Origin of the sequence: Klebsiella sp. 54, from assembly GCF_018223875.1 — a bacterium.
In the GTDB taxonomy this organism is placed as follows: domain Bacteria; phylum Pseudomonadota; class Gammaproteobacteria; order Enterobacterales; family Enterobacteriaceae; genus Klebsiella; species Klebsiella quasipneumoniae.
The window spans coordinates 784959-810361 of sequence record NZ_JAGRRA010000002.1 but is presented as its reverse complement, the minus strand read 5'-3'; the positions used below and the strand labels follow the sequence as shown (position 1 = coordinate 810361).

At 58.7% G+C, this 25403-nt stretch carries 19 protein-coding genes; 2 read left to right on the top strand and 17 right to left on the bottom strand.

Translation table 11 applies throughout. The annotated features are described in order from the left end of the window. Nucleotides 1-161 precede the first annotated feature (161 nt). From mukB to cmoM, 4 genes are read right to left on the bottom strand one after another with little or no spacing between them, the layout of a single operon-like run. On the bottom strand, nt 162-4610 hold the full coding sequence (mukB, locus tag KHQ24_RS05485; RefSeq protein WP_004201401.1) for a chromosome partition protein MukB: 4449 nt from the start codon (nt 4608-4610) through the stop codon (nt 162-164). Further along, the gene (gene mukE, locus KHQ24_RS05480) at nt 4610-5314 is read right to left on the bottom strand and encodes a chromosome partition protein MukE (protein ID WP_004150840.1); all 705 of its coding nucleotides are present in this window, start codon (nt 5312-5314) and stop codon (nt 4610-4612) included. The genes mukB and mukE overlap by 1 nt, the downstream gene beginning before the upstream one ends. Then, the gene (gene mukF / locus KHQ24_RS05475; RefSeq protein ID WP_002898189.1) at nt 5295-6617 is read right to left on the bottom strand and encodes a chromosome partition protein MukF; all 1323 of its coding nucleotides are present in this window, start codon (nt 6615-6617) and stop codon (nt 5295-5297) included. Before mukF ends, mukE begins: the two co-directional genes overlap by 20 nt. Further along, nucleotides 6614-7414, bottom strand: a complete 801-nt coding sequence (cmoM, locus tag KHQ24_RS05470; protein WP_017899447.1) for a tRNA uridine 5-oxyacetic acid(34) methyltransferase CmoM — start codon at nt 7412-7414, stop codon at nt 6614-6616. The genes mukF and cmoM overlap by 4 nt, the downstream gene beginning before the upstream one ends. Nucleotides 7415-7535: 121 nt before the next feature. Here cmoM and elyC point away from each other — a divergent pair, with 121 nt between their 5' ends. Further along, nucleotides 7536-8315, top strand: coding sequence for an envelope biogenesis factor ElyC (gene elyC, locus KHQ24_RS05465; RefSeq protein WP_004201396.1), 780 nt, complete (start codon nt 7536-7538; stop codon nt 8313-8315). Here the strand turns inward: elyC and KHQ24_RS05460 are convergent. From KHQ24_RS05460 to KHQ24_RS05400, 13 genes are all read right to left on the bottom strand, one after another. Further along, the gene (locus tag KHQ24_RS05460) at nt 8292-9185 is read right to left on the bottom strand and encodes a YcbJ family phosphotransferase (protein ID WP_004201393.1); all 894 of its coding nucleotides are present in this window, start codon (nt 9183-9185) and stop codon (nt 8292-8294) included. The two genes, elyC and KHQ24_RS05460, sit on opposite strands and share 24 nt — an antisense overlap. 137 nt (nt 9186-9322) lie before the next feature. After that, nucleotides 9323-10069, bottom strand: a complete 747-nt coding sequence (gene kdsB, locus KHQ24_RS05455; protein ID WP_004201392.1) for a 3-deoxy-manno-octulosonate cytidylyltransferase — start codon at nt 10067-10069, stop codon at nt 9323-9325. Next, entirely contained in the window at nt 10066-10248 is a 183-nt protein-coding gene (ycaR, locus tag KHQ24_RS05450) for a protein YcaR (protein ID WP_004201390.1), read from the bottom strand. Before ycaR ends, kdsB begins: the two co-directional genes overlap by 4 nt. A gap of 63 nt (nt 10249-10311) precedes the next feature. Continuing rightward, a complete protein-coding gene (locus KHQ24_RS05445) occupies nt 10312-11541 on the bottom strand; it encodes a winged helix-turn-helix domain-containing protein (RefSeq protein WP_211777151.1) in 1230 nt (409 codons plus the stop codon). Nucleotides 11542-11595: 54 nt separating this feature from the next. Further along, entirely contained in the window at nt 11596-12576 is a 981-nt protein-coding gene (gene lpxK, locus KHQ24_RS05440; RefSeq protein WP_211777150.1) for a tetraacyldisaccharide 4'-kinase, read from the bottom strand. Then, complete coding sequence (gene msbA, locus KHQ24_RS05435) at nt 12573-14321, bottom strand: lipid A ABC transporter ATP-binding protein/permease MsbA (RefSeq protein WP_004201387.1); 1749 nt, start codon at nt 14319-14321, stop codon at nt 12573-12575. Before msbA ends, lpxK begins: the two co-directional genes overlap by 4 nt. Nucleotides 14322-14357: 36 nt before the next feature. After that, nucleotides 14358-16622, bottom strand: a complete 2265-nt coding sequence (locus KHQ24_RS05430; RefSeq protein ID WP_080837452.1) for a ComEC family protein — start codon at nt 16620-16622, stop codon at nt 14358-14360. A gap of 202 nt (nt 16623-16824) precedes the next feature. After that, nucleotides 16825-17112, bottom strand: coding sequence for an integration host factor subunit beta (gene ihfB, locus KHQ24_RS05425; RefSeq protein ID WP_002898165.1), 288 nt, complete (start codon nt 17110-17112; stop codon nt 16825-16827). A gap of 151 nt (nt 17113-17263) precedes the next feature. Continuing rightward, nucleotides 17264-18937 (bottom strand): 30S ribosomal protein S1, encoded by a 1674-nt coding sequence (gene rpsA / locus KHQ24_RS05420; protein ID WP_002898162.1) that lies wholly within the window; start codon nt 18935-18937, stop codon nt 17264-17266. 133 nt (nt 18938-19070) lie between these two features. Further along, complete coding sequence (gene cmk / locus KHQ24_RS05415) at nt 19071-19754, bottom strand: (d)CMP kinase (protein WP_004201385.1); 684 nt, start codon at nt 19752-19754, stop codon at nt 19071-19073. A gap of 174 nt (nt 19755-19928) precedes the next feature. After that, a complete protein-coding gene (gene aroA, locus KHQ24_RS05410; RefSeq protein ID WP_023320069.1) occupies nt 19929-21212 on the bottom strand; it encodes a 3-phosphoshikimate 1-carboxyvinyltransferase in 1284 nt (427 codons plus the stop codon). 73 nt (nt 21213-21285) lie between these two features. Next, a complete protein-coding gene (gene serC / locus KHQ24_RS05405; protein ID WP_004201383.1) occupies nt 21286-22374 on the bottom strand; it encodes a 3-phosphoserine/phosphohydroxythreonine transaminase in 1089 nt (362 codons plus the stop codon). 188 nt (nt 22375-22562) lie between these two features. Then, on the bottom strand, nt 22563-23255 hold the full coding sequence (locus KHQ24_RS05400; protein ID WP_023320067.1) for a DUF421 domain-containing protein: 693 nt from the start codon (nt 23253-23255) through the stop codon (nt 22563-22565). Between the two features lie 115 nt (nt 23256-23370). Between KHQ24_RS05400 and ycaO the strand changes: the two genes are divergently transcribed. Continuing rightward, nucleotides 23371-25131 carry a 30S ribosomal protein S12 methylthiotransferase accessory factor YcaO gene (gene ycaO / locus KHQ24_RS05395; protein ID WP_023320066.1) on the top strand — a complete coding sequence of 587 codons (1761 nt, stop codon included), beginning with the start codon at nt 23371-23373 and terminating at the stop codon, nt 25129-25131. Nucleotides 25132-25403 lie beyond the last annotated feature (272 nt).

The following is a 25403-nucleotide window of genomic DNA, read 5'->3' as shown; positions in this document are numbered from 1 at the left end:
TGGGGCTCTTTTTCAGTATATAAAGACGAAAAGGCTTTTGCCTTACCTAATGTAAAGAAGTTTAAAGATTATACCACCCTGGCATGCCGGGCTGGATAGAAAAAAAGGGCAACTTAACGTTGCCCTCTTCACCGCTTAGCCGCCAGAATGTTGCCGCAGCCTCAGGAGGCGTCGGCCGTTCCCGGCAGCGCTTCCGGCAGCGGCGCGGCAAACCCGCGCAGCCCCACCACGTGGACATGTTCGTGATTATTGAACACTTTACGCACCAGTTTATAGGTGGTGCCTTTCTCCGGACTGATGTTCTCCGGCGCCGCGATAATCAGCTGCATCTCCAGACGTTCGCACAGCTCGAACAGCGTGGCGATGGAGCGGGCATCGAGACGCGCCGCTTCATCGAGGAACAGCAGACGGCAAGGCGAGATATCCTTGCCGCGCAGCCGGCGGGATTCATCTTCCCAGCTCTGGACGACCATCACCAGAATCGACATCCCGGTACCGATCGCTTCCCCGGTGGACAGCGCGCCGGACTCCGCGCGCAGCCAGCCGTCGGAGCCGCGGTTAACTTCCACTTCCATCTCCAGATAGTTGCGGTAGTCGAGCAGCTCTTCACCGATGGTTTGCGGCGTGCGCTGCCCCATGTCGATCTGCGGATTCAGGCGCTGATAGAGCTTAGCCAGCGCTTCCGAGAAGGTCAGGCGGTTGCTGTTGAAGAGATCCTGATGCTGTTCATGCTGCTCGGAGAGCACATCGAGCAGCATCGAATGGGTCTCACGCACATTGACGTTCAGACGCACGCTGTTGACCTGGCCGAAGGAGACGCTCTGCAATCCCTGATTGAGCATCCGGATACGATTCTGCTCGCGCTGAATGGTTTTGCGAATAATGTTGGCCACGCTGCGGGAGCTGATGGCCAGCTTCTGTTCGCGGTTTGTTAGCTCTTCGGTCAGGCGGCTGAGCTCAATCTCCATCTGCTCGATCGCTTCCACCGGATCATCGGTGCGGATAATATCCTGGCGGATACGCTCGCGCAGATGCTGGTAGACGGCAACGAAGAACTGAATTTTGCGCTCCGGACGCTTCGGATCTTCCGAGATACGCAGCACGTCGCGCAGATGTTCGTTATCAGCGACCGCCAGACGCAGCGCACCGAGCGCCTTATCCGACATGGAGCGCAGCTCGTCGGCGGAAAGATAGGCCAGCTCGCGACGGTGCAGACGACGCTCGACGCCGTTGTCTTTCACCAGGCGCATCACCGCGCACCAGCCCGCCTTGGCGGTCACCACCTGCTCGCGCATTTCGCAATAATCGCGCTCTAACTTGCGCAGTTTGCGGGTCAGGTTGTCCATTTCCGCTTCGCAGAAGGTCAACGCTTTCTCCAGCTGATTGCGACGGGAGCGGTTATTGCTCAGTTGCATGTGCAGCTCATCGCGACGCGCACGGGCCCGCTCTTCCGCGCCGGCATCGGCGCGTACGCCAATGTCCTGCAGCTCTTTATACAGATCGTTAAGCAGCTCTTTCTTGGTGTCATACGAGCTCTTCAGCGAGGCCAGCACCTGATTGTACTGGCTAAGCTGCGCCGCATGGGCACGCATCGCGTCGCGCGCGCGGCTGCGTTCGGTTTCCGCCTGCTCCAGACGCTGGCGCAGCTTCTCGTTGAGATCGCTGTTGCCGCTGAGCATTTCCGCCGAATCGGAGTAGCTGAAGTGGGCCCGGCGCTGGACGACTTCCGCCAGGGCAAAAGCCTGCTGGCGCGCATCGCGCTGGGTCTGCTGCGCATAGGCGTAATCTTCTTTCAGCTGCTCAAACTGCTCCGGATCGCTCTGCAGCACCGAAACAATAGGCTCCAGCTTCGCCAACTGATTGCCGTGCTGCTGAATAAAGCGCGCGGCCTCCTGCGCTTCATCCAGACGTTCCTGGATCTCGTCCACGCGGTCGGCCAGCGTATCATCCGCCAGCAGATTCAGGCGCGGCAGCAGGCGGTTAAGCGCCGACACGCCCTCTTTCGCCTGCTCATACTGCACTCGGTTCTGTTGGTTATCGCTTTCATGGGCGCTCAGCGCGCGCTCCAGCTCGCCGCGGCGGCTGTTGAGTTTGCGGATCTCTTCTTCCGGATCGTCCTCGAAGGCCACCGCCAGATGGCTGCCGATGAAGCGGCTAAAGGCCTGATGCAGGCGCTGCGTTTTCTGCACGTCAAACGACAGGGTCGCAAAACGCTCGGACAGCGATTCACGCTCGGCATGCAGGGTTTCAATGCGGTTTTCACGCGCGGCGCGGCCAAACAGCGGCAGCGACGGGAAGCGCGAATAACGCCACTGGCGGTCGGCAATCTTCACCACCACCGCTTTTTCCAGCTCGTCCACGCTGAATACGCTATCGTCAAAGGACTGCGGATCGCCTTCGATCAGATAGAGATCTTCGGGACAATCTTCCAGCCCTTCAAGCTGCTCGGCAACCTGCGACAGATCCGGCACCACGATGGCATGGCGCGACGGACCGTACAGCGCGGAGAAGTACGGCGCATCGTCAAGACTAACATCATCGTAGATTTCGGACAGCAGAACGCCGCCGAACCGTTCCGCCAGCGCGTTGAGGCGCGGATCTTCCGAACCGCCCGGCTGGCTGAGACGCTCGATTTCTTCGTCGATGGCGCGCTTGCGGGCGCCGACCTCGTCACGTTCAACGATAGCTTCGCGCTCGCGCTCCAGCAGCTGCTGCAGGTATTCGGTAACCTCCTGGCCGGACTCAAACTGCTCGCCGCTCTGCTCGCACAGCTGGTTAAGGCTGTTCTGCGCCGCCAGCCAGACCGGCGCCCGTCGCATCAGCGTCTGAGTGCGCGACTGCAGCTGCTCCAGCTCCTGGCGCAGGGTCATGCGCTGTTCCTGAGCGTTAGAAACGCTGTCGGCCAGCGAAGCGATGCGCGCTTCCAGCTCCTGATGCAGCGTTTCCAGATCGTCGATATCGTAGCGTTTGCCCTGGCGTTTGCAGAACTCAGCCAGCTGGCGCTCGGCGTCCTGCTGCTCGCGCAGGCGCTGCTCCAGCTCGTTGAGGCGGCTGCGCAGCCCCTGCGCCTGCTCGGCCTGGTGGCGCTGGTTCACGCCGTCGCGCAGCAATTCGCGCGCCACGTCCCAGGCTTCATTGCGCGCCAGCGGGCCGTTAATCGCCGCCACCAGCTGGTAGGCCTGTTCAAACTGGCTGTGCGCGGTTTGCGCCACGCTCATTTTCTGTTCCAGCGACAGCATTTTCTCCGTCGCTTCCTGCTCTTTCGCCTGGAAGGTTTCCAGCCACTCGTCGGCGCTCTCCGGCGTCAGGTCCGGCAGATGGCACAGCGCCTTCGCGCGCTCCAGCGCCTGCAGCGCCTGGTGATACTGAATGGCTCGGGTCTGCTGCACGTCAAGCGCCTGCTGATAGTCGGCGAGCTGGTTTTTCAGCTCATCCACTTCCAGCTCGGCGGCCTCGGCGCGGGCTTCGTTCTCTTCCTGGCGATCGATGGCTTCCGCCACCACTTCGTTCTGCTCTTCCAGACGGATCTGCAGCTCGTCAAGATCCGCTTCGTAGCGCTCGATTTTTTCCTGCTGACGCAGCGCGGTCTGCACCAGGTTCAGGTGATCGCTGGCGGCCTGGTAATCCGCTTCCAGATCGCCTTCTGCGCCGTTATGCTCCTGCAGCTCGCGCGCCATGTCGACGTGCTTATACTGCTCCGCCGCCAGTTGCGAACGCGAGGTAAAGAGATCGCGACGATACTCCAGCGCCTTATCAAGATGAATACGCCGCTCGTTGGCGTGACGCATATAGTCCGCCGCCACGTAGTTGGTGGCTTCGCTAATCAGATGTTTGAACAGATCGCGATCGGACTGGGTGACGCGGATCGCCTCGAGAGTCATGCGGTTTTCCCGCAGCGCCGCTTCCATATCCTGGAATGCCTTACGCACGCCGCTGTTTTCCGGCAACAGGTAGTCGCGCAGCGAGCGGGTAATGGTGCTGGAGATCCCGCCGTATAGCGAGGCCTCGATCAGGCGATAATATTTACTTCGATCGGAGGCGGAACGCAGACGGCGCGCCACCACGCCCAGATCGAACATCAGCGAATGATACTCGGTGATCGAGTTGAACTGCTTAAACTGGACCCCTTCCATCGCCTCGAGCTTTTCTTTCAGCTCATTGAGACTGACTACGCGCGCCTGGCGATCGTTCAGCGTTTCGGTTAACAGCTGGGTCGGCAGGATAGAGGTGGGCAGCCCCTGAATGGCGAAAGGCTTGATATCGACTTTGCGATCGCGCCCGGCAACCTGCTGCAGGCGCACGCCGACCACCACGCGCTGATGGCGGGAGTTGATAACGTCGAGCACTGAGTAACAGACGCCGGCGCGCAGCTTACCGTGCAGGCCTTTATCGCGTGAGCCGCTGGTGGCCCCCGCTTCGGTGGTGTTACGGAAGTGCAGCAGGGTTAAATCGGGGATCAGCGCCGTGACGAAGGCCGCCATGGTCGTCGACTTACCGGCGCCGTTCCCCCCGGAGAGGGTGGTGACCAGTTCATCAAGATCAAAGGTCCGGGCAAAGAAGCCGTTCCAGTTAACCAGCGTCAGCGAGCGAAACTTACCGCGTTCAATCATTACTCTTCCTCCCCGCTATCCGGCTGGTTCTCTTCATTCTCATCATTGAGCTGCAGGTGATTTTCCAGGGCCATCGCTTCCCCGTCGCGGATCAGGCGGCGCTGCGCCTCGCGCGGGTCGTCGCCGGCGCGTACATCGGCGCCAAAGCGGAATACCGATTCGGTAATGCGGAACTTACTGCTGTCGTGGCCCATAAACCACACCATCCCCAGACGGCGCAGGCGGTTTAGCGACGCGCGCATTTTTTCCTGCAGCTTCTGACGGTCCAGATCCGAACCGGTGGAACGGTTGTTGACCAGCTTCAGCAGCCTGGATTCATCCGCCAGGGTCAGCAGCTCGTCATACAGCTCCTGCTGGGTGAAAATTCCTTCGTTTGCCAGGCGCTCCGGGCTGAGATAGAGATAGCAAAGAATTTTGCCCACCATCATATCCAGTTCGGACAGCACCGAGCGTGAAATCAGGGTTGTGGAACGCGGGCGCAGGTAGAAAAACCCCTCCGGCGCGCGGATCAGCTCGACGTTATAGCGAGCGTAAAACTCTTCCAGATAATCCTGGAAGTCCATCAAAAATGCGTGATTATCCAGCTCGTCGAGGCCGATATGTCGGCCCGCGCGCAAGGCGCTGTCCAGCGCCGGAAATAACGGATTGGCTAACGCCTGCGCCAACTTAACCGGCATCACTTGTTCAATATTTGTCAATGACATGCGCCTGTACCTTGGCTCCGTAATCATTAATCGGCTGCCATTTGGCTGGCAGTCCGGTGAAATCTGCCTGGGCGACGCCCAGCTGTACCGCCTGATCCACGACGATCCGCGCCACGTCGAAGTGACGCCCGCGCGGATACTGCGCCAGGAACTCCCGCGCCACCAGGCCGAGATCCAGCGGTATTCCTTTCTCTTTATAGACCGCCAGCTGCGCTTCGATCAGCGCCGCCAGCTGCTCGCGAATTTCGTTAAACTCTTCAAATTCGAGGTCCGCCGGCAGCTCGCCGGTGACCTCTTCATCGCGCAGGGCCATCTCCTCGTCGCGCATATCCAGCAGACGGTCGGCGTTGGCGTAAGTCAGCGCCCACGGCTCATCAAAATAGGTCTGTACCGACTGGCGCAGACGCTGGGCGAAGACGCGGTTCTTATCCATATCGATAGCGGTACGGATAAACTTGTGCACGTGGCGGTCATAGCCGATCCACAGGTCAATCGCCTGTTGGCCCCAGCTGACGATGCGGTCCAGCTTGCTTTGCAGGTCGAACACCAGCCGGTCGACAAAATGGAGATCGTCGCGCGCCATGGTCGAATCCTGAATGCGCAGCAGATTCGCCTGCAGCTTATCCCCCGCCGCATCCAGCGTATCCTGCAGTTCACGCAGGGTGCCGGAGGTTTCCGACAGCAACAGTTCACAGCTGGAAATCGCCGCGCGCCAGTCTTTGTTCAACAGCTGCGCGATATCGTCTTTCACCAGCTGCTGCTGCTCATCCATGATGCGCTGCGTCAGGTCGATGCTGTCGAAAATTTCCGCTACCGAATACTTCAGCGGGGCAAAAACGTTGCGATGCCAGTGAAACTCATCGCCGCCTTCTTCCGCAGCATCCGCCGCGCGCTTCAGCTCGCCGGCGACGATCGACAACTGCATCGAGAGACGCAGCGTCGAAAATTCGCGCTGCCGGATATAATAATCGGTGATCCCGATCCCCAACGGCGTCAGACGATAGATTGCATTGCCTTCGGTAATTTCGCTGGTAAAGCGGTTCAGCAGACGCTGGCGCACCAAATCGTTGATGGCGTTATTGGCGCGCTGGCTGATGGTTTCGCTGGTCTGCTCAAACGCATCACTCACGTGGCGGAACGCATCCACCAGTTCTCCCTCGCTCATTTCCCCTTCCAGCCGTTCGCCATTCAGGGTGGCGATCGCCAGCAGGAAAGAGAGTCTGTCGACCGGCAGCGAGATAGAAAAATCATTTTTCCTGGCCCAGGCAACCAGTTCGGGGACTGTCTGGGAAAATTCACTCATACTTTATCCTTGCATCTGCGGCTATGAGCCTGGCTCTTAAGCGCGGTGACATGAATATAACGGCCCAGGCTGAGGTACGGCTCCTGACGACAGTAGCGCGTCTCCAGCTCCAGCAGCGCCGCATAGCTGTCATGCTGTTGGCGTTTTTCACGCAGATAATCATGAAACACCCGCACGCCGGTTTTGCTGACAATCTGCCAGCCAATCTCTTCCAGCCAGTGATAAACCTGCTGCGGCTCACGCGGATAGTCCGGCGACAGCGTGCGTTTTTTCTTTTTTGGCATGCCCAGTTGTACGTAATCGAAATTACCGGCAACCATATTGTGCATCAGCAGGCCGTTAGCATTGTAGAACATCAACGACAAGCCGCCGCCAGGACGCAGCGTCGACCACAGGGTACGCAGCACCGCCTGGGGCTCCGCCACCCACTCCAGCACCGCATGAAACAGTACCAGATCGACCGGGCTTTCCAAGTGCTGCGCAATATCCTGAGCCGCGCATTGTACAAAATGCATGTTGTCGATCACACCTTTATCGACAGCAGCCTGGCGGGCGCGGGCCACCATTTCAGCGGAGAGATCGCACAGCGTCACGTGATGGCCCAGTTGCGCCACTTTAATGGCCGTTTGCCCTTCGCCGCCGCCGGCATCCAGTACCCTCAGCGGCCCCGGCCCCAGCTGCGCCAGCAGCGGCTCCAGATCCTGCCAGAGGATCGCCTGGCGCAGCTGGCCTTTTGTGGTGCCGTAAATATTGCGCGAAAACTTTTCAGCAATGTCATCGAAATTGCGATCCTGCACGAGCGACTCCACAAGCCAACACAAAACCGCTATTTTGTCATACCCACGCCGAGAATGAAGCGATCTGTTATAAGATCCGAACATAACTTTGGTTATATGGTTAAAAAAGGAACCATCTGGCATGCTTTTCACGCTAAAAAAGATCGTCGGCGGTCTGCTGCTACCGCTTCCTGCCCTGCTGTTGCTGATCGGTATCGGGATCGCCCTGTTATGGTTCAGCCGCTTTCAACGTACCGGGAAGTTTTGCGTGAGCCTCGGCTGGCTGCTGCTGACGCTGCTGAGCCTGCAGCCCGTGGCAGACAGCCTGCTTAAACCGATAGAAGATCGCTATCCCACCTGGCGCGGCGAGCAGCCGGTGAGCTACGTGGTGGTGCTGGGCGGCGGCTATACCTGGAACCCGGAGTGGGCGCCTAGCTCTAACCTTATCAGCAACAGCCTGCCGCGCCTGACGGAGGGCATTCGCCTGTGGCAGGAGAATCCGGGATCGAAAATGATCTTTACCGGCGCGGCGGCAAAAACCAACCCCGTCAGCACGGCGGAGGCCGGGGCGAGAGTGGCGGAGAGCCTCGGCGTACCGCGCAGCGATATCATCGTGCTCGATAAGCCGAAAGATACGGAAGAGGAAGCGCTGGCGGTGAAGGGCGCCATCGGCGACGCCCCCTTCCTGCTGGTCACCTCGGCGTCGCATCTTCCGCGCGCGATGATCTTCTTTCGCCATGCCGGTCTGGATCCGCTGCCCGCGCCGGCTAATCAGATGGCGGTCACATCACCGCTCAATCCGTGGGAGCGGGTCATTCCTTCACCGGTGTGGCTGATGCACAGCGACCGGGTCGGCTATGAAACGCTTGGTCGCGTCTGGCAATGGCTGAAAGGCAGCTCAGGCGAGCCAGGGCAGGAGTGATTTTGCGGCGAGGTCGAAACGGGCGCGGTCAAAGCGCCCGGTATTGACCAGGCTATCCACCTCATCCCACAGCAGATAAAGCCAGCGCCGCCAGACAAAGGCCTCGGAGACCGGCGCCTGCTGCAGGTAACGCCATAGCAGCTGCTCGGCCTGGCCCCCCTCCGCGAGACGGAACAGTTCGTACTCCCGCGGCGCCCACAGCATCATCCCCGGACCAACCATCGCCAGCAGCTGATCGCTGCGCGGATCTTTCAGCATGCTGCGCAGGGTGAAATTGCCGTGCACCAGTACGGCATTATCATTGAAATCGCGGAACAGCTCCGGCAGACACTCGCGGGAGCGGAACAAAACCCGCTTATCCTGCATGGTCAGGCCGGTGTCCTGATACAGGTTCAGGGTGCTCCACAACATCGCCACCCGCTGCCGGTACCAGTTCGGCCACAGATTGTCCTGGGTATTATCGACCATCCCCACGCAGCCGCCGCTGTCCTGACGATGCCAGGCCAGCAGCGCCTCGACGATCTGCTCCTGCAGCTGCTCCCAGCGCGCCGGGGTGCGGGTGGGCGCCTCCACCGGGACGCCGCGCAGACGCTCAAGCAGCAGCACGTCCGGCCCGGGATGCTCTTCATGCGTCATCACGCCATAGACCACCGGCATGCGCACCGTACCGCTGCGCGCCAGAGTGGAGATCTTCCAGGCCAACTGCCGCGCCACGCCGGGGGTGGTGAAACTTCGCGCCAGCAGCGGCATCGGATTTCCCTGCGCGTCATACAGGGACCACAGCGCCGTAGCGGCTTTTTCACTGACACACTCCACCCGGCTCAGCTTTTCGCCAAGCAGGTGACTCAGTTCGGTTCGCAACTGTTCCATTGTCGATTACCCCTATGAACACTACTGATTTCATAATGAGCGCCCGCACCTGGGTTGTCATCGGATAAGATCAAAAATGGGCAAAAAAAGCATAAAACCGGTGGGGATATCCCCTCCTGCAAGGAGGGGACAGAGGACTAACGCAGTTCAGCGCGGACGCGCGCCAGATCTTCAGGGGTATCGACGCCGGTGCCGGGCACTTCGGCCGCCACGGCGACATGGATCTTCTCGCCATACCACAGCACCCGCAGCTGCTCGAGCATTTCTATCTGCTCCAGCGGGCTTGGCGCCCAGCTGACATAGCGGCGAATAAAGCCGGCGCGATAGCCATAGATGCCGATGTGGCGCAGCAGAGAATCACCAATGGCGTCGCGGGAGTGGGCAAAGCGATCGCGATCCCAGGGAATGGTGGCGCGGGAGAAATAGAGCGCATAGCCCTGCGCATCCATCACCACTTTGACCGCATTTGGATTAAACGCCTCTTCCGCATCGTGGATCGGTACCGCCAGCGTCGCCATTCCGCTGGTGCTGGCAGCCAGATTCTCCGCCACCTGGCGGACGATAGCCGGGGGGATCATCGGCTCATCGCCCTGGATATTGACGATGATGGTGTCATCGCTGAACGCGCACTTCTCCACCACCTCCGCCAGCCGTTCGGTGCCGGATTGATGGTCGGCGCGGGTCATGCAGACCTCGCCGCCGGCGGCTTCAACCGCCCGGGCGACCTCTTCGTGATCGGTGGCGACAATAATGCGATCCGCGCCGGATTCGCGGGCGCGCTCCAGCACATGGACAATCATCGGCTTGCCGTTAATGTCCTGCAGTGGTTTTCCCGGCAGGCGCGTGGAGGCGAAACGCGCAGGAATAATGACCACGAAACTCATGAGTGACTCTCTTCTACCGCCAGCGGACGCGCTTCTGTCTCCAGCAGCACAGGGATACCGTCGCGCAGTGGAAACGCCAGACTATCAAGTTTGCAAATAAGTTCTTGCTTATCCTGACTGTAATACAGCTTACCGTTACAGACCGGGCAGGCGATGATTTCAAGTAAACGGTGATCCATGTTTCCTCCTGATGGACCGGATAGATTTCTCAGCAGCATAACACAGGAAGGTCGGCGCCGGGATCAATCGGCATCGATTTCCCATCCTCGCTCCTGGCCGACAAACAGCCCTTCCGGCAGGCGTCGACACAGGATCCGGTCTGCCGATTGCCAGCGTGCGAAGTCGTTGATCGCCCGGCGCAGCCCCTGCTCCAGACCACGGGTGATCTTCACCTCATCCTCCAGCCACAGGGCGAAGATCTCCAGCTCCCGGCTTTTGCGATGTATTTTACTGTCCATCCGCCCGACCAGTTTCCCCTGGTGCAGCAGAGGCAGTACGAAGTAGCCATACTGACGCTTCGGCGCCGGGGTATAGCACTCCAGGCGATAGCTGAAGTTGAACAGTTGCTCAGCGCGCTTCCGATCCCAGACCACCGGGTCGAAGGGCGAGAGCACGGCGCTATGGCTGGCGGTAAGTTTACCGCCGGGCGCGGACTCCAGCTGCGCCAGCGCGTCGCGATGCAGCCACATCTCGCCAAGCACTTCCACGTCGACTGGCACAACCAGGCCCTCTTCCTGCCAGGCCGCCAGCAAACCCGGTAGCGCCGGCTGACGTAAACGATAGTAATCCGCCAGCCACTGGGGGCGAAAGATGCCGAGGCTGCGGGCGCTGTTGCGCAGCATGATGGCCTCCGCAGCATCGCGGGACAGCGCATCGCGCTCGTCGTTCCAGTGCGGCATCACCCGCCGGGTTAAATCATACACGCGGTGAAAGTTTCGCCGCTCCACCACCATCACTTCACCGGCGGTAAACAGCCCTTCCAGGTGGCGCTTATGCGGTTTCCACCCCCACCAGCCGCTGGCGCCTTTGCGTGGGTGGGCAAAATCCGCCGAGCGAACCGGTCCGTTTTGTCCGATATGCGCCACCAGCTCTGCAATACTTCCGGCATGCTCCTCCATCCACGCGCGATGATATTTCCAGCCCATCTTGTCGGGGTTCAACATTCGGTGGCGCACAAGGGCGAAATCGCTGCGCGGCAGAAAACAGGCTTCATGCGCCCAGTATTCCATCAGCTCGCCGCTGCGCAATGACTCATCCAGCCAGTGCTGCGGATAGCTGCCGAGGCGGCTGAACAACACCAGGTAGGGGCTGCGGGCCACCACGTTGATGGTATCGATTTGCAGCAGCGACATTTGCTGGATGGTGGAAAGGATGTCATTCGGGCGAGCGCGACGCCGGGGCTTTTTTAATAACCCCTGCGCCGCGAGATGGAGGTGGCGCGCCTCATTAAGCGATAGTTGCAATACCGACATGCAGGTTCTCCGTCAGGAATTCCAGCACAGCGGCGAGCAAAGCCGGCGCGTCGGTTAACGTTGCGCCAACGTCGCTAAGTCCGCAAGCAACCGCTGTGCGCGTTCATCGGCCATTATGGCGTCGACCGGTAAATACCACCAGTTCGCAGCGGCGAAATCGCGAGATTTCACGGCGTCTTTCTCGGTCATCAGCAGCGTCTGCCCGGCGGTTACCAGAGCGGCGACATCGGCCTGGCTCAGCGCCTGATGGTCCGCCAGCGCCACGGTTTTGACCGGCTGGACACCACAGCTTTCGAGGGTGGCGAAAAAGCGCGGCGGATGGCCGATGCCGGCCATTGCCACTACGTTATTGAAGGTAGAGACATCGCGACGTTCGCCGGTAAGCAGGTTGACCGCCATCCCGGGACGCAGCTGCATCGGGATCTCTCCCGGACGCGCCACGCCGCCGTTGACGATAATCGCATCAACGCTTTGCAAGCGCGATGCCCGCTCACGCATCGGCCCGGCAGGCAGCCACCAGCCGTTGCCAAAGCGGCGCACGCCGTCGATGACGACAATTTCCCGGTCCCGCGCCAGCTTATAGTGCTGCAACCCATCGTCGGTGACGATAATCTGCAGCTCGTGCGCGCTGAGCAGCGCTTTCACCGCGTCGCTGCGCAGCGGAGAGACCGCCACCGGCGCGCCGGTGCGCTGATGGATGAGCACCGGTTCATCGCCTGCCTGCGCCGTACTGGTCCGGTCAGTTAATACCAGCGGGTAGCGTTCGGCTTTACCGCCGTAGCCGCGAGAGACCACCCCAACGCGAATGCCGCGCTGCTGCAGTTGCTCCACCAGCCAGATCACCACCGGCGTTTTACCGTTGCCGCCGGCGGTCAGGTTACCGACCACCACCACCGGCACCGGCGCGCGCCAGGCTTTTTTCCACCCCAGCTGATAGCTGAGGCGAATCATCGCGCTCACCAGGCCATACAGCCAGGAGAGCGGCAGCAGCAGGCGCCACAGCGGCGACTCACCGGACCAGATGCGCGCGATCATTCGCCGAATTGCATCTTATGCAGCTGGGCGTATACGCCTTTATGCTCCAGCAGGTCATGGTGCGTTCCGCGCTCCACGATCCGCCCGTCTTCAACCACCACAATCTCATCAGCCTGCTCAATGGTTGACAGACGGTGGGCAATAACCAGCGAGGTGCGGTTTTTCTGCAGCTCATCCAGTGCCGCCTGAATCGCACGCTCGGACTCGGTATCCAGCGCCGAGGTGGCTTCATCGAGGATCAGGATCGGGCTGTTACGCAGTAGCGCACGGGCGATAGCAATACGCTGGCGCTGGCCGCCGGACAGCATCACGCCATTTTCGCCGATGATGGTATCCAGGCCATTGTCCATCTTGTTGATGAAGTCCATGGCGTAGGCCATTCGCGCAGCCTCTTCAATCTGCTCGCGGCTGTACTCTTCAGTACGGGCATAGGCAATGTTATTGGCGACGGTATCATTGAACAGGTGCACGTTCTGTGAAACCAGCGCTACCTGGTCGCGCAGCGAGCTCAGCTTGTACTCGCGCAAGTCATGGCCATCCAGCAGGATCTGCCCATCGTCGACATCGTAGAATCGCGTGATCAGGCTGGCGATGGTCGATTTACCCGAACCGGAGCGTCCCACCAGCGCCACAGTTTTCCCTTCCGGGATATCGAGATTGATATTGCGCAGCGCGGCCACTTCGCGACCCGGATAGGTAAAGGTGACGTTCTCGAACTTGAGATTGCCTTTCGCCCGCTCAATGACGCGGGTACCTTCGTCTTTCTCCTGCTCGGAATCGAGGATCGCAAACAGCGTCTGGCATGCCGCCATCCCGCGCTGGAACTGGGCATTGACGTTGGTCAGAGACTTCAGCGGACGCATCAGCGCAATCATGGAGGAGAAGACCACGGTAATGGTCCCAGCGGTCAGGGTGTCCATCACGCTCGGGAAGCTGGCGGCATACAGGACAAAGGCCAGCGCCAGGGAGGCGATAAGCTGAATGATCGGGTCGGAGATAGACGAGGCGGAAACCATTTTCATCCCCTGCAGGCGCATTTTATTGCTGACCTTATCAAAACGTTTGGTTTCCACTTCCTGGCCGCCAAACATCAGCACCTCTTTGTGCCCTTTCAGCATCTGCTCAGCGCTGGTGGTGACCTGCCCCATCGTGTTCTGCATATTCTTACTGATATTGCGAAAACGCTTGGAGACCACGCGGATTGCTACCGACACGATCGGCGCCAGTACAATTAGGATCAACGACAGCTGCCAGCTGTAATAGAACATCATCACGAACAGGCCGATAATCGATGCCCCTTCGCGGACCACGGTGATCAGCGCGCTGGAAGAGGAGGAAGCGACCTGTTCAGAATCATAGGTGATACGTGACAGCAGCGTCCCGGTAGACTGCTTGTCAAAGAAAGCCACCGGCATGCCCATCATGTGGCCGAACAGGCGACGACGCATGGTCATTACCACTTTGCCGGAAACCCAGGAGATACAATAGCTCGAGATGTAGCTGGTGATCCCACGCAGCACCATCAGCCCGATAACCACCAGCGGCATCCATAGCAGCACTGAGCGATCCGTTTTACCAAAACCATCATCCAATAACGGTTTAAGAAGCGATAACATGAAGGTGTCACTGCCCGCGTTAAGCACTAACGCCACCGCCGCTACGATTAGCCCGGCTTTAAACGGTGCAATAATCGGCCAAAGTCGGCGGAAGGTCTGCCACGTGGAGAGATCTTTATCGTTCTGCATTCAATAAACCAGCTTGTGTTGAAATAGCCGCATATTCTACCCGTTATCGGCGGGCGCGCCAAACCACTGATGATACCAACGAGGTAAAACTTGATCCCGTAAGCTATGGATTTGCCACCCTTCTGCAGAAAAAACCACCGTTATCTGCCCCTGCTGCGGCGTGGCGAACCAGCGATACCCCCGCTGGCGATAGCGCTGAACGACCTTGTGCGAGGGCATCCGCCACGCATTGTAGCGCGAAGCGGAAACCAGCGCGGCCGCGCCATCCACCCGCCGGACCAGCAGTTCGCTGGAAGAGGTGTTGCTGCCGTGATGGGGAACCTGAATAAGTGTAGACGCCAGATGCTGCCAGTAGCGGCTGATCATCGCCTGCTCCGCCTGACGTTCTATATCGCCGGTCAGCAGGATGCTGGAGCGACCATCATCGATTCGCACCACGCAGGAGTGATTGTTTCCCTTTGCCGCGCTGCCCGGCAGCGGCCACAGCGCCTGGAAAGTGAGTCCCTGCCACTGCCAGCGTTCGCCGCGATGGCACGGCAGATGATGCGCCCAGCCTAAAGGGCTGCGCACCCACGCCTGCGGCCAAGCCTGCAGCACAGATTCGAGGCCGCCGCGATGGTCAAGATGCTCGTGGCTCAGCATAATCCCCTGCAGCTGCAGATGGTGCCAGCGCAGCCAAGGGATAATCACCTGTCGACCGCTGTCGCCCTGCGGCCATGCCGGCCCGGTATCGTACAATAACGCCTTGCCGTGACGTTCGATCACCATCGCCAGCCCCTGTCCGACATCCAGCATCGTCACCCGCCATTGGTCCGCGGGCGGTTGCCGGCTGAATGGCCGCGCCAGCAAAAACAGCACACTCAGGCACAGCGCCGGAGTATACCGCCAGCTCTGAAAACGCCAGCCCATCACCAGCAGCCACGGCAGGCTACTGATCCAGAGCCAGCGGGCATCCAGCGTCAGCCAGCCGTCCGGTAAACGTCGTAACCCCCAGAACAACACCGCCAGCACGCGATCGGCTGCCAGCCAGATCAGCGACGCCACCACCTCCGGTCCAGTGAGATGCAGGAGCATTCCGGCGAGAATGAGCGGCACCGCCAGCAGGGTCACTAACGGTACCGCCAGCAAATTAGCGGCCATCGACGTCAGGCTTATGCCATGGAAGAGCAGCAGCTGCAGTGGCATCAGCAGCAGCGTCACGCCAGCCTGCAAATGCACGAGGGCGAACAGCGCTTTCCACGGCCAGCGCCAGCGACTGTCAGGCAGCGGTAACCACTGGAACCAGAAGATCAGCCCCGCCACCGCGAAGGCGGATAGCCACAGGCTTTGCGACAACACCGCCAGCGGATCGGCAACCAGAATCGCCCCCAGACAGCAGAGCCACACCTGCCACGCCGTCCAGCGTTGACCCGACAAACGTAAAGCACAACAGACTGCAAGCCCTACGCAAGTGCGCAGGGCCGGTGGCTGCATACCGGTCAGCCAGGCATAGCCGACGGCGCCCGCCAGCCCGGCCAGCAGCGGTAGCCGCCAGCCGATCCAGCGCCCCGGGAAAAGGGACTGTAAACCGCGCAGCAGGAGCACGATCAGGGAAGCCGCAAGGGCAATATGCAAACCGGAGATAGCCATCAGGTGGGAGGTGCCTGTGTTCTGCATCAGGACTTTGATCTCCGCCGGCAGCGCCAGCCGCTCCCCCATCCCCAGGCCCAGCATCACCGGATGCCAGGGATAAGTCTGCAATCGCCGGGTCAGCGACGCCAGGTAGCGGGCGCGCAGACTGCAGCGGGTATCCAACGCGGAAGCGGCGACGATCCCCCCGCTCAGCGGCCGATGCTGGGCCAGCGCATAGCGCTGGCTGTCGAAGCCTCCGTCATTGAGCTGCCCATGCACCGGCCGCAGGCGCAGCGTCATTATCCAGCGCTGCCCCGCACAGACGGGGGCTGGTGCAAGTTCCCCGTATAACGTCACGCCAACCGGGGGGAACAGGAAGCGGTCCGCCAGGCGCACAATCTGTCCGCGGTGCAGAGTCTGGCCATCCGTCTCGTGGAGGAACACTTCCGCCTGCCGGGCGGCGCCGGTGAGGTGCTGCGTTGGCCACAGCGCCTGATATGCGCTCAATACTCCCCAGACCATCAGCAGAAGCGTCATCGCCACAACGGCGATGACCGTCCCGCGCAGACGGGTCAGCAACAGCGCCAGTACGCCGGCGAACGCCAGAATGCCCGGGCCCGGCAACGCGGGTAGCCAGAGTAGCGGCAGTATCGCGATGATGGCGCATCCGGCAAGCCATGGTAGACGCATAAACACCTCCCTGTGAGCGGGCAGTGTTACGTAAAGCGAAGCTGACGTCCTCGGGCTGAATTCAGACGCGCGTGCAGCGTTCCAGACAATCGTCACGCTTGCAGTCAGGCGCTTTTTTTTTGCGAAGCGGGACGTAAATGGCGGGCACAAAAAAAGCACCCGAAGGTGCTTTTATCGTCAGGCCGGTTGCACGTCGTGCAACTCACCCTTCATAAATATTGGCGCGGTCACGTAATTCTTTCCCGGGCTTAAAGTGCGGAACGTACTTACCTTCCAGTTCGACTTTATCACCAGTTTTCGGGTTACGTCCGGTGCGAGGTGCACGATAGTGCAGAGAGAAGCTGCCGAAACCGCGGATTTCAATGCGCTCACCTTGAGCAAGCGTTGAGGCCATATGTTCCAGCATTTCTTTAACAGCATCTTCCACCGCTTTCGCCGGAATGTGAGATTGCTGGCTGGCAAGTCTTTCAATCAATTCTGACTTGGTCATTATTCCTCCGGTTTCCTTCAAGGCAAAAATTAGCTAACAGCTTAAACAAGGGCGGCCGTAGCCGCCCTTTGTGCTTGATTACAGGACGAATCCTGCAATCTGTCAAGTAAACTCGTCACTATTCAGGTTGTTATTACCTGAATGACAAAGATTACTCGCCTTTCGCTGCTTTGAACGCTTCAGCCATGGCGTTGTTGGAGAAGTTCGCGTCTTCCTGCTTGTTCACGGTAGCGATAGCGTCTTTTTCTTCCGCTTCGTCTTTCGCACGTACAGACAGGCTCACTACGCGGTTCTTACGATCCACGCCAGTGAATTTCGCTTCAACTTCGTCGCCAACGCTCAGAACCAGAGTTGCGTCTTCAACGCGGTCACGGGATGCTTCAGAAGCACGCAGGTAACCTTCTACGCCGTCAGCCAGTTCTACGGTTGCGCCTTTAGCGTCAACTGCAGTGACTTTACCAACAACGATAGCGCCTTTCTTGTTCAGAGCAACGTAGTTGTTGAACGGATCTTCCGCCAGCTGTTTAACGCCCAGGGAGATACGCTCACGCTCTGCGTCAACCTGCAGAACAACTGCTGCGATTTCGTCGCCTTTTTTGTATTCACGAACTGCTTCTTCGCCTGCAACGTTCCAGGAGATGTCAGACAGGTGAACCAGGCCATCGATGCCGCCGTCCAGGCCGATGAAGATACCGAAGTCAGTGATAGACTTGATTTTACCTTCAACACGGTCGCCCTTGTTGTGGGTTTCCGCGAACTGCTGCCATGGGTTAGATTTGCACTGCTTCAGACCCAGGGAGATACGACGACGTTCTTCGTCGATATCCAGAACCATCACTTCCACTACGTCGCCAACGTTAACAACTTTGGACGGGTGGATGTTTTTGTTGGTCCAATCCATTTCGGAAACGTGAACCAGGCCTTCAACGCCTTCTTCGATTTCAACGAAGCAGCCGTAGTCGGTCAGGTTGGTCACGCGACCGGTCAGTTTGGTACCTTCCGGATAACGTTTAGCGATAGCTACCCACGGATCTTCGCCCAGCTGTTTCAGGCCCAGGGATACACGGGTACGCTCGCGGTCGAACTTCAGCACTTTAACAGTGATTTCGTCGCCAACGTTTACGATTTCGCTCGGATGCTTAACGCGTTTCCAGGCCATATCGGTGATGTGCAGCAGGCCGTCAACGCCGCCCAGATCAACGAATGCACCGTAGTCAGTGAGGTTCTTAACGATACCTTTGACTTCCATGCCTTCCTGCAGGTTTTCCAGCAGCTGATCGCGCTCTGCGCTGTTTTCGGATTCGATAACGGCACGACGAGAAACAACAACGTTGTTACGCTTCTGGTCCAGCTTGATGACTTTGAACTCAAGCTCTTTGCCTTCCAGGTGCAGCGTGTCGCGCACCGGACGAACGTCTACCAGGGAACCCGGCAGGAACGCACGAATACCGTTCAGCTCAACAGTGAAGCCACCTTTAACTTTGCCGTTGATAACACCGGTAACAGTTTCAGCGTCTTCGTAAGCTTTTTCCAGCGTGATCCAAGCTTCGTGACGTTTAGCTTTCTCACGGGACAGCAGAGTTTCACCGAAGCCGTCTTCTACTGCATCCAGAGCAACGTCAACTTCGTCACCAACCTGGATTTCCAGCTCGCCCTGGGCGTTTTTGAACTGCTCAGCCGGGATGGCGGACTCAGATTTCAGACCGGCGTCAACCAGTACTACGTCTTTGTCGATAGCAACAACAACACCACGAACGATGGAACCCGGGCGGGTTTCGATTTCTTTTAAGGATTCTTCAAACAGTTGAGCAAAAGATTCAGTCATGTTTAATCTTCAGGTTAATATTAACGTCCACCTGGCTCCGTGCCGGATGGGGTTGTTTCACATACCCGCTGACCATCCATTGCCGCGGGGTACTGCTATAATTCGGAGGCTTCGGCGCGTTACCGGTTAAGGCTTACGCAACGGCCAATTTTTCGCGCGCATATTGTAGCGCTTTTTCAATCACTTGCTCAATGTTTAGTTCGGTTGAATCGAGAACTAATGCATCGGCAGCCGGGACAAGCGGCGCCACGGCGCGATTTCTATCGCGATCATCACGCTCTTTTATCTCGGACAAAAGACGTTCAAAGTTAACATCAAAGCCCTTTTCCTGCAACTGCCGCATGCGGCGATGCGCTCGCTCATCGGCCGAGGCATCGAGGAAAATTTTCACCGGCGCGTCCGGGAAAACCACCGTGCCCATATCTCGCCCGTCGGCGATAAGCCCCGGCAGTTCACGAAAGGCGCGCTGGCGGCGCAGCAGCGCTTCGCGAACGCGAGGGAAAGCCGCCACCTTGGAGGCGGCGTTCGCGACCTCCTGGGTGCGAATTTCGCCGCTGACATCTTCCCCTTCCAGCACCACTTCCAGGTTGCCGTCAGTAGAAATAAAGCGCACGTCAAGATGGGCAGCCAGGGGCACCAGCGCCTCTTCGGACTCCACGTCAACATGATGATGCAGCGCCGCCAGCGCCAGAACGCGGTAGATCGCGCCTGAATCTAACAGATGCCAGCCCAGCGCTTCCGCCATTGCCTTGCACAACGTACCTTTACCCGCACCGCCAGGCCCATCAATGGTGATTACCGGAATATTCGCCGTCATCTTTTTCTCCTTCAGCAAGGCGCATGGAATATAAACGCCGCGCATTATACGCATCAATACGCCGGAAAGTGAGCATTGCTTGTAAATTACGGACTACAGGAAATGAAAAGCAGAAGTTTTGCGCAATTATAGCGGGCTGACAGGACATCAGCCCGCGGGATGACAAAGTTTTACTCAGGCGAGGGTACTGATCCGCGCCAGTTGCTCAAAATAGTCGGGGAACGTTTTCGCCGTACATTTGGGATCAAGGATAGTCACCGGCGTATCAGACAGCGCCACCAGCGAGAAGCACATCGCCATCCGGTGGTCGTTATAGGTGCCGATTTCAGCAAACTTCAGCGTCGCCGGCGGGGTGATGCGAATATAATCTTCACCCTCTTCCACCTCGGCGCCTACTTTACGCAGTTCTGTCGCCATGGCGAACAGACGGTCCGTCTCCTTGACCCGCCAGTTGTAGATATTGCGCAGCGTGGTAGTGCCTTGCGCGAACAGCGCGGCGGTGGCGATGGTCATCGCGGCGTCCGGAATATGGTTCATATCCATATCGATAGCCTTGAGCTCGCCACGGGTGCAGGCGATGAAATCGTCGCCCCAGGTGACGGTGGCGCCCATTTTTTCCAGTACGTCGGCGAAACGAATGTCGCCCTGTACGCTGCCGCGGCCAATACCGGTGACCTTCACCGTGCCGCCCTTAATGGCGCCAGCGGCGAGGAAATACGAGGCCGATGAAGCATCTCCTTCCACCAGGTAATCCCCCGGTGACTGATACTGTTGCTTGCCGCGCACTACAAAGCGCTGATAAGACTGGTTGTCCACCTCAACCCCGAAGGTTTTCATCAGGTGCAGGGTGATGTCGATATAGGGTTTCGACACCAGATCGCCCTTAATGGCGATTACGGTATCCTGCGGCGCCAGCGGCGCGGCCATCAGCAGCGCTGTCAGGAACTGGCTGGAGACGCTGCCGTCAACGTCGACGTTGCCCCCCTGGAACCCCCCGCGCAGGCGCAGCGGCGGATAATTTTCCTGCTCCAGATAGTCGATCTGAGCGCCGCCCTGACGCAGGGCATCTACCAGATGGCCAATCGGGCGCTCTTTCATTCGCGGCTCGCCGGTCAGCACGATATCGTTGCTGCCAAGGCACAGAGCTGCCGCCAGCGGGCGCATCGCGGTACCGGCGTTGCCGAGGAACAGCTCCAGCGCCGCTGCGGCATGCAGCGGGCCGCCGTTGCCGGTCACTTCACAGCGGGTACGGTCAGCAGACAGGGTGTATTGAACCCCCAGCGCACTCAGGGCATTCAGCATATGGCGCACATCGTCGCTGTCCAGCAGGTTGGTCAGCACCGTCGTGCCGCGGGCCAGGGCGGCCAGCAGCAGCGCGCGGTTGGAGACGCTTTTCGAACCAGGCAGGTTCACGGTGCCCTCTACGCGTGCGATGGGTTGTAACGTCAGGGATTCCATCAAACTTCACTCTCAAACAAACAGAATAAAAACCCCGCAGACAGGCCGCGGGGAGGAAGAAAGAAACGGGCGATTAACCGTGGCGGCGTTCGAAGTCCAGCATAAAGTCGGTTAACGCCTTCACGCCGTCCAGCGGCATCGCGTTGTAGATGGAGGCACGCATGCCGCCCACCACCCGGTGGCCCTTCAGCGCGTGCAGCCCGGCGGCAAACGACTCTTCAAGGAACAGTTTATCCAGCGCGCTGTCCGCCAGCTGGAACGGCACGTTCATGCGGGAGCGGTTGGCTTGCGCCACATCGTTACGATAGAAGCCGCTGTTATCGATCACGCCATACAGCAGTTCGGCTTTCTGCTGGTTGATCTTGTCCATCGCGGCGACGCCGCCCTGCTGTTTCAGCCACTTAAACACCAGACCGGCCAGATACCAGGCGAACGTCGGCGGCGTGTTAAACATCGAGTCATTCTCGCTTAACACGGTGTAGTCGAGGATTGACGGGCAGGCCACGCTGGCTTTACCCAGCAGATCTTCACGCACGATAACCAGCGTCAACCCTGCCGGGCCGATATTCTTCTGCGCGCCAGCGTAGATCACGCCGTAGCGGTTGACGTCAATTTCGCGAGACAGAATAGTGGAGGAGAAATCGGCGGTCACGATGACGTCGTCGCCGAAGTTCGGCGTATCGTCAATCGCGATACCGTCAATGGTTTCGTTCGGGCAGTAGTGCAGATACGCCGCGCCCGGCGTCAGCTGCCACTCGCTCATTGGCTTGACCGCGCGCTTGCCGTCGACGGTGATTTTCGCGTCGATGACGTTAGGCGTGCAGTATTTCTTCGCCTCTTTGACCGCGCTGGCCGCCCAGTAGCCGGCGTCCACATAGTCAGCGACGTTTTTATCGCCGAGGATGTTCAGCGGGATCCCGGCGAACTGGCCGCGGCCGCCGCCATGGCAGAACAACACTTTATAGTTGGAAGGGATGTTCAGCAGAGAACGGAAGTCCTGTTCTGCCTCTTCTGCCACCTGGATGAATTCCTTACCACGGTGACTGATTTCCATGACCGACGTACCCAGACCGTGCCAGTCGCACAGTTCCTGCTGAGCCAGTTTGAGTACTTCCGCCGGCAGCATTGCCGGGCCCGAACTGAAGTTATAGACCTGAGCCATTTCCCCTCACCACGTTGCTATGTTGTTTTGCCCGCGAACCGCCGCGGGCATAAGTTATTCCTGTGGCTATCGGTTTTATCATTCAGTGACACGGTCCGCAATGGCTAAAACTCGCCGACGGCAAAACGCGGCAGCCGTCACACAACAGAATCTATCGGCTTGACGTAATAAAACCGACATATTTGCTGTCAGGTGAGCCGTTTCGCCCGGCTGGCCTTCGACCATTCTGCATTTGCGCAGCGGGGACATATTCGCTTTTCTCCCGCCTGCATCGCCATCACGATGCTGCAGCGTACGCAGGCGTAGATCCCTTCCTGAGGAATAGTGGTATAGCGCGTGGTGCAGTGCGTCGGGAGGATCGACAACCCGGCCCTCACCTCCTCATCCGGATAATAAAACACGCTGATCTGGCCGTTGGTTTCGAGGATCGCCAGCCGCACCTGGCCGAGCTGCTCGACGCTGTTGACCCGCAGCTCCATAAAAAATTCAAATTCGGTCATATTTTCCGCATGCAGTTTCTCCCAGGCCAGCTGCCCCTCCTCCACCACCACGATAGGTTTCCCCTCCAGCAGATCCTCCAGCTTTTCGCTATGCCCCATCAGCCACATGATGCCGCGATAAAGCAGCGCCAGCGTGACGAAGACCACCAGCACCGGCAACAGCGGGACATCGTCATAAAACGCCACGTCCCCCGCCGCCGAACCGAGGGTCAAAATAATCAGCACCTCAAACAGCGACATCTGCCGCACGCCGCGCCGTCCGGTAATTTTGAGGAAAATAAAGACCAGAACGAAGGTGTAGAGGCTGCGCAACGCCACCTCGCCGAGAAATTCCACCGGCACTTTATCGAGCGCCATCCGCTGCCAGTCAAAGGCTTTCATTATCATCTCCCTGAGCATTAAAAGATGTCTCTAAGCATAGCCAGATGATGGAGATAGCACCTGTCAGATAAAAGCCGTATCATTGCGCGCTTTCCGTACGACAAAAGTGATCGCCATGACCCAAACGTTTATTCCCGGCAAAGATGCCGCCCTGGAAGATTCCATCGCTCGCTTCCAGCAAAAATTGCTCGACCTCGGATTTGATATCGAAGAGGCCTCGTGGCTGAACCCGGTGCCGCACGTGTGGTCCGTTCACATTCGCGATAAGGAATGCGCGCTGTGCTTTACTAATGGTAAAGGCGCCACCAAAAAGGCAGCCCTCGCCTCCGCGCTGGGCGAATATTTCGAGCGCCTGTCCACCAACTATTTTTTCGCTGACTTCTGGTTAGGCGACACTATCGCTAATGGCCCGTTCGTTCACTACCCAAACGAAAAGTGGTTCCCGCTGACCGAAGACGACGAGGTCCCGGAAGGCCTGTTGGATGCTCGTCTGCGCGCGTTCTACGATCCGGACGATCAGCTGACGGCCAGCATGCTGGTGGATCTGCAATCCGGTAATGATGAGCGCGGCGTGTGCGGCCTGCCCTTTACCCGCCAGTCCGACGGCGAAACGGTCTATATTCCTATGAATATCGTCGGCAACCTGTATGTCTCCAACGGCATGTCCGCCGGCAACACCCGTAATGAAGCTCGCGTGCAGGGCCTGTCCGAAGTCTTTGAGCGCCACATCAAAAATCGCATCATCGCCGAAAGCATCAGCCTGCCGGAGATCCCGGCGGAGGTCATGGCGCGCTATCCGGGCGTCGTGGAGTCGATCGCCAAACTGGAAGCCGAAGGTTTCCCGATCTTTGCCTATGATGGCTCGCTGGGCGGCAAGTATCCGGTTATCTGCGTCGTGCTGTTTAACCCGGCAAACGGCACCTGCTTCGCCTCTTTCGGCGCCCACCCGGACTTCGGCGTGGCGCTGGAGCGTACGGTCACCGAACTGCTGCAGGGCCGTAGCCTGAAAGATCTCGACGTCTTCACGCCGCCGACCTTCGACGATGAAGAGGTCGCCGAGCACGCTAACCTCGAAACCCACTTTATCGACTCCAGCGGCCTGATTTCCTGGGATATGTTCAAGCAGGATGCCGACTATCCGTTCGTGGACTGGAGCTTCTCCGGCACCACAGAAGAAGAGTTCGCCACCCTGATGGCCATCTTCAAGGCCGAAGATAAAGAAGTATATATCGCCGACTACGAGCACCTGGGCGTTTACGCCTGCCGTATCATCGTCCCGGGGATGTCGGATATTTACCCAGCGGAAGATCTGTGGCTGGCGAACAACAGCATGGGCGCTCATCTGCGCGACACCATTCTGTCCCTGCCGGGCAGCGAGTGGGAAAAAGAAGATTACCTGGCGCTGATCGAGCAGATGGACGATGAGGGTCTGGATGATTTCACCCGCGTTCGCGAACTGCTGGGCCTCGCCACCGGCAAAGACAACGGCTGGTATACCCTGCGCGTCGGGGAGCTGAAAGCCATGCTGGCCCTGGCCGGCGGCGATCTGGAGCAGGCGCTGATCTGGACCGAGTGGACCATGGAATTCAACGCTTCGGTCTTCAGCGCCGAACGTGCTAACTACTATCGCTGCCTGCAGACCCTGCTGCTGCTGAGCCAGGAAGAGGAGCGTCAGCCGCTGCAATACCTGAACGCCTTCATCCGTATGTACGGCGCCGAGGCGGTCGAAGCCGCCAGCGCGGCGCTGAGCGGGGAAGCGCCGTTCTATGGCCTCCAGGCTGTCGACAGCGATCTGCAGGCCTTCCCGGCCCATCAGTCGCTACTGAAGGCCTATGAAAAGCTGCAGCGGGCGAAGGCGGCGTTCTGGGCAAAATAAGCCCTAAGCGCGCCATCGTGGTTGCCAACAACGGAGCCCAATGTGGCTCCGTTGATTTCACCTGACGAGGTGGCCACTATAGTTTGTAGTTGTAAAGTTAATTAATAGTAAATAACGCGCATATAACATTTACCATTCGTTAATTTTAAATAAAATACTCCATATTAATTAACTCAAGAAATGGCGTGAAAACGAAAAAATTCAACATAATTTATAAATTTTAAAATTTATTTTCCTCATAACATTCAATTACTTAATTCAATAAATCACAA

Coding starts and splice junctions, on each gene's coding strand:
- mukB (WP_004201401.1), bottom strand. CDS start 4,610: ATGATTGAACGCGGTAAGTTTCGCTCGCTGACGCTGGTTAACTGGAAC.
- mukE (WP_004150840.1), bottom strand. CDS start 5,314: ATGTCATTGACAAATATTGAACAAGTGATGCCGGTTAAGTTGGCGCAG.
- mukF (WP_002898189.1), bottom strand. CDS start 6,617: ATGAGTGAATTTTCCCAGACAGTCCCCGAACTGGTTGCCTGGGCCAGG.
- elyC (WP_004201396.1), top strand. CDS start 7,536: ATGCTTTTCACGCTAAAAAAGATCGTCGGCGGTCTGCTGCTACCGCTT.
- KHQ24_RS05460 (WP_004201393.1), bottom strand. CDS start 9,185: ATGGAACAGTTGCGAACCGAACTGAGTCACCTGCTTGGCGAAAAGCTG.
- kdsB (WP_004201392.1), bottom strand. CDS start 10,069: ATGAGTTTCGTGGTCATTATTCCTGCGCGTTTCGCCTCCACGCGCCTG.
- ycaR (WP_004201390.1), bottom strand. CDS start 10,248: ATGGATCACCGTTTACTTGAAATCATCGCCTGCCCGGTCTGTAACGGT.
- KHQ24_RS05445 (WP_211777151.1), bottom strand. CDS start 11,541: ATGTCGGTATTGCAACTATCGCTTAATGAGGCGCGCCACCTCCATCTC.
- lpxK (WP_211777150.1), bottom strand. CDS start 12,576: ATGATCGCGCGCATCTGGTCCGGTGAGTCGCCGCTGTGGCGCCTGCTG.
- msbA (WP_004201387.1), bottom strand. CDS start 14,321: ATGCAGAACGATAAAGATCTCTCCACGTGGCAGACCTTCCGCCGACTT.
- KHQ24_RS05430 (WP_080837452.1), bottom strand. CDS start 16,622: ATGCGTCTACCATGGCTTGCCGGATGCGCCATCATCGCGATACTGCCG.
- ihfB (WP_002898165.1), bottom strand. CDS start 17,112: ATGACCAAGTCAGAATTGATTGAAAGACTTGCCAGCCAGCAATCTCAC.
- rpsA (WP_002898162.1), bottom strand. CDS start 18,937: ATGACTGAATCTTTTGCTCAACTGTTTGAAGAATCCTTAAAAGAAATC.
- cmk (WP_004201385.1), bottom strand. CDS start 19,754: ATGACGGCGAATATTCCGGTAATCACCATTGATGGGCCTGGCGGTGCG.
- aroA (WP_023320069.1), bottom strand. CDS start 21,212: ATGGAATCCCTGACGTTACAACCCATCGCACGCGTAGAGGGCACCGTG.
- serC (WP_004201383.1), bottom strand. CDS start 22,374: ATGGCTCAGGTCTATAACTTCAGTTCGGGCCCGGCAATGCTGCCGGCG.
- KHQ24_RS05400 (WP_023320067.1), bottom strand. CDS start 23,255: ATGAAAGCCTTTGACTGGCAGCGGATGGCGCTCGATAAAGTGCCGGTG.
- ycaO (WP_023320066.1), top strand. CDS start 23,371: ATGACCCAAACGTTTATTCCCGGCAAAGATGCCGCCCTGGAAGATTCC.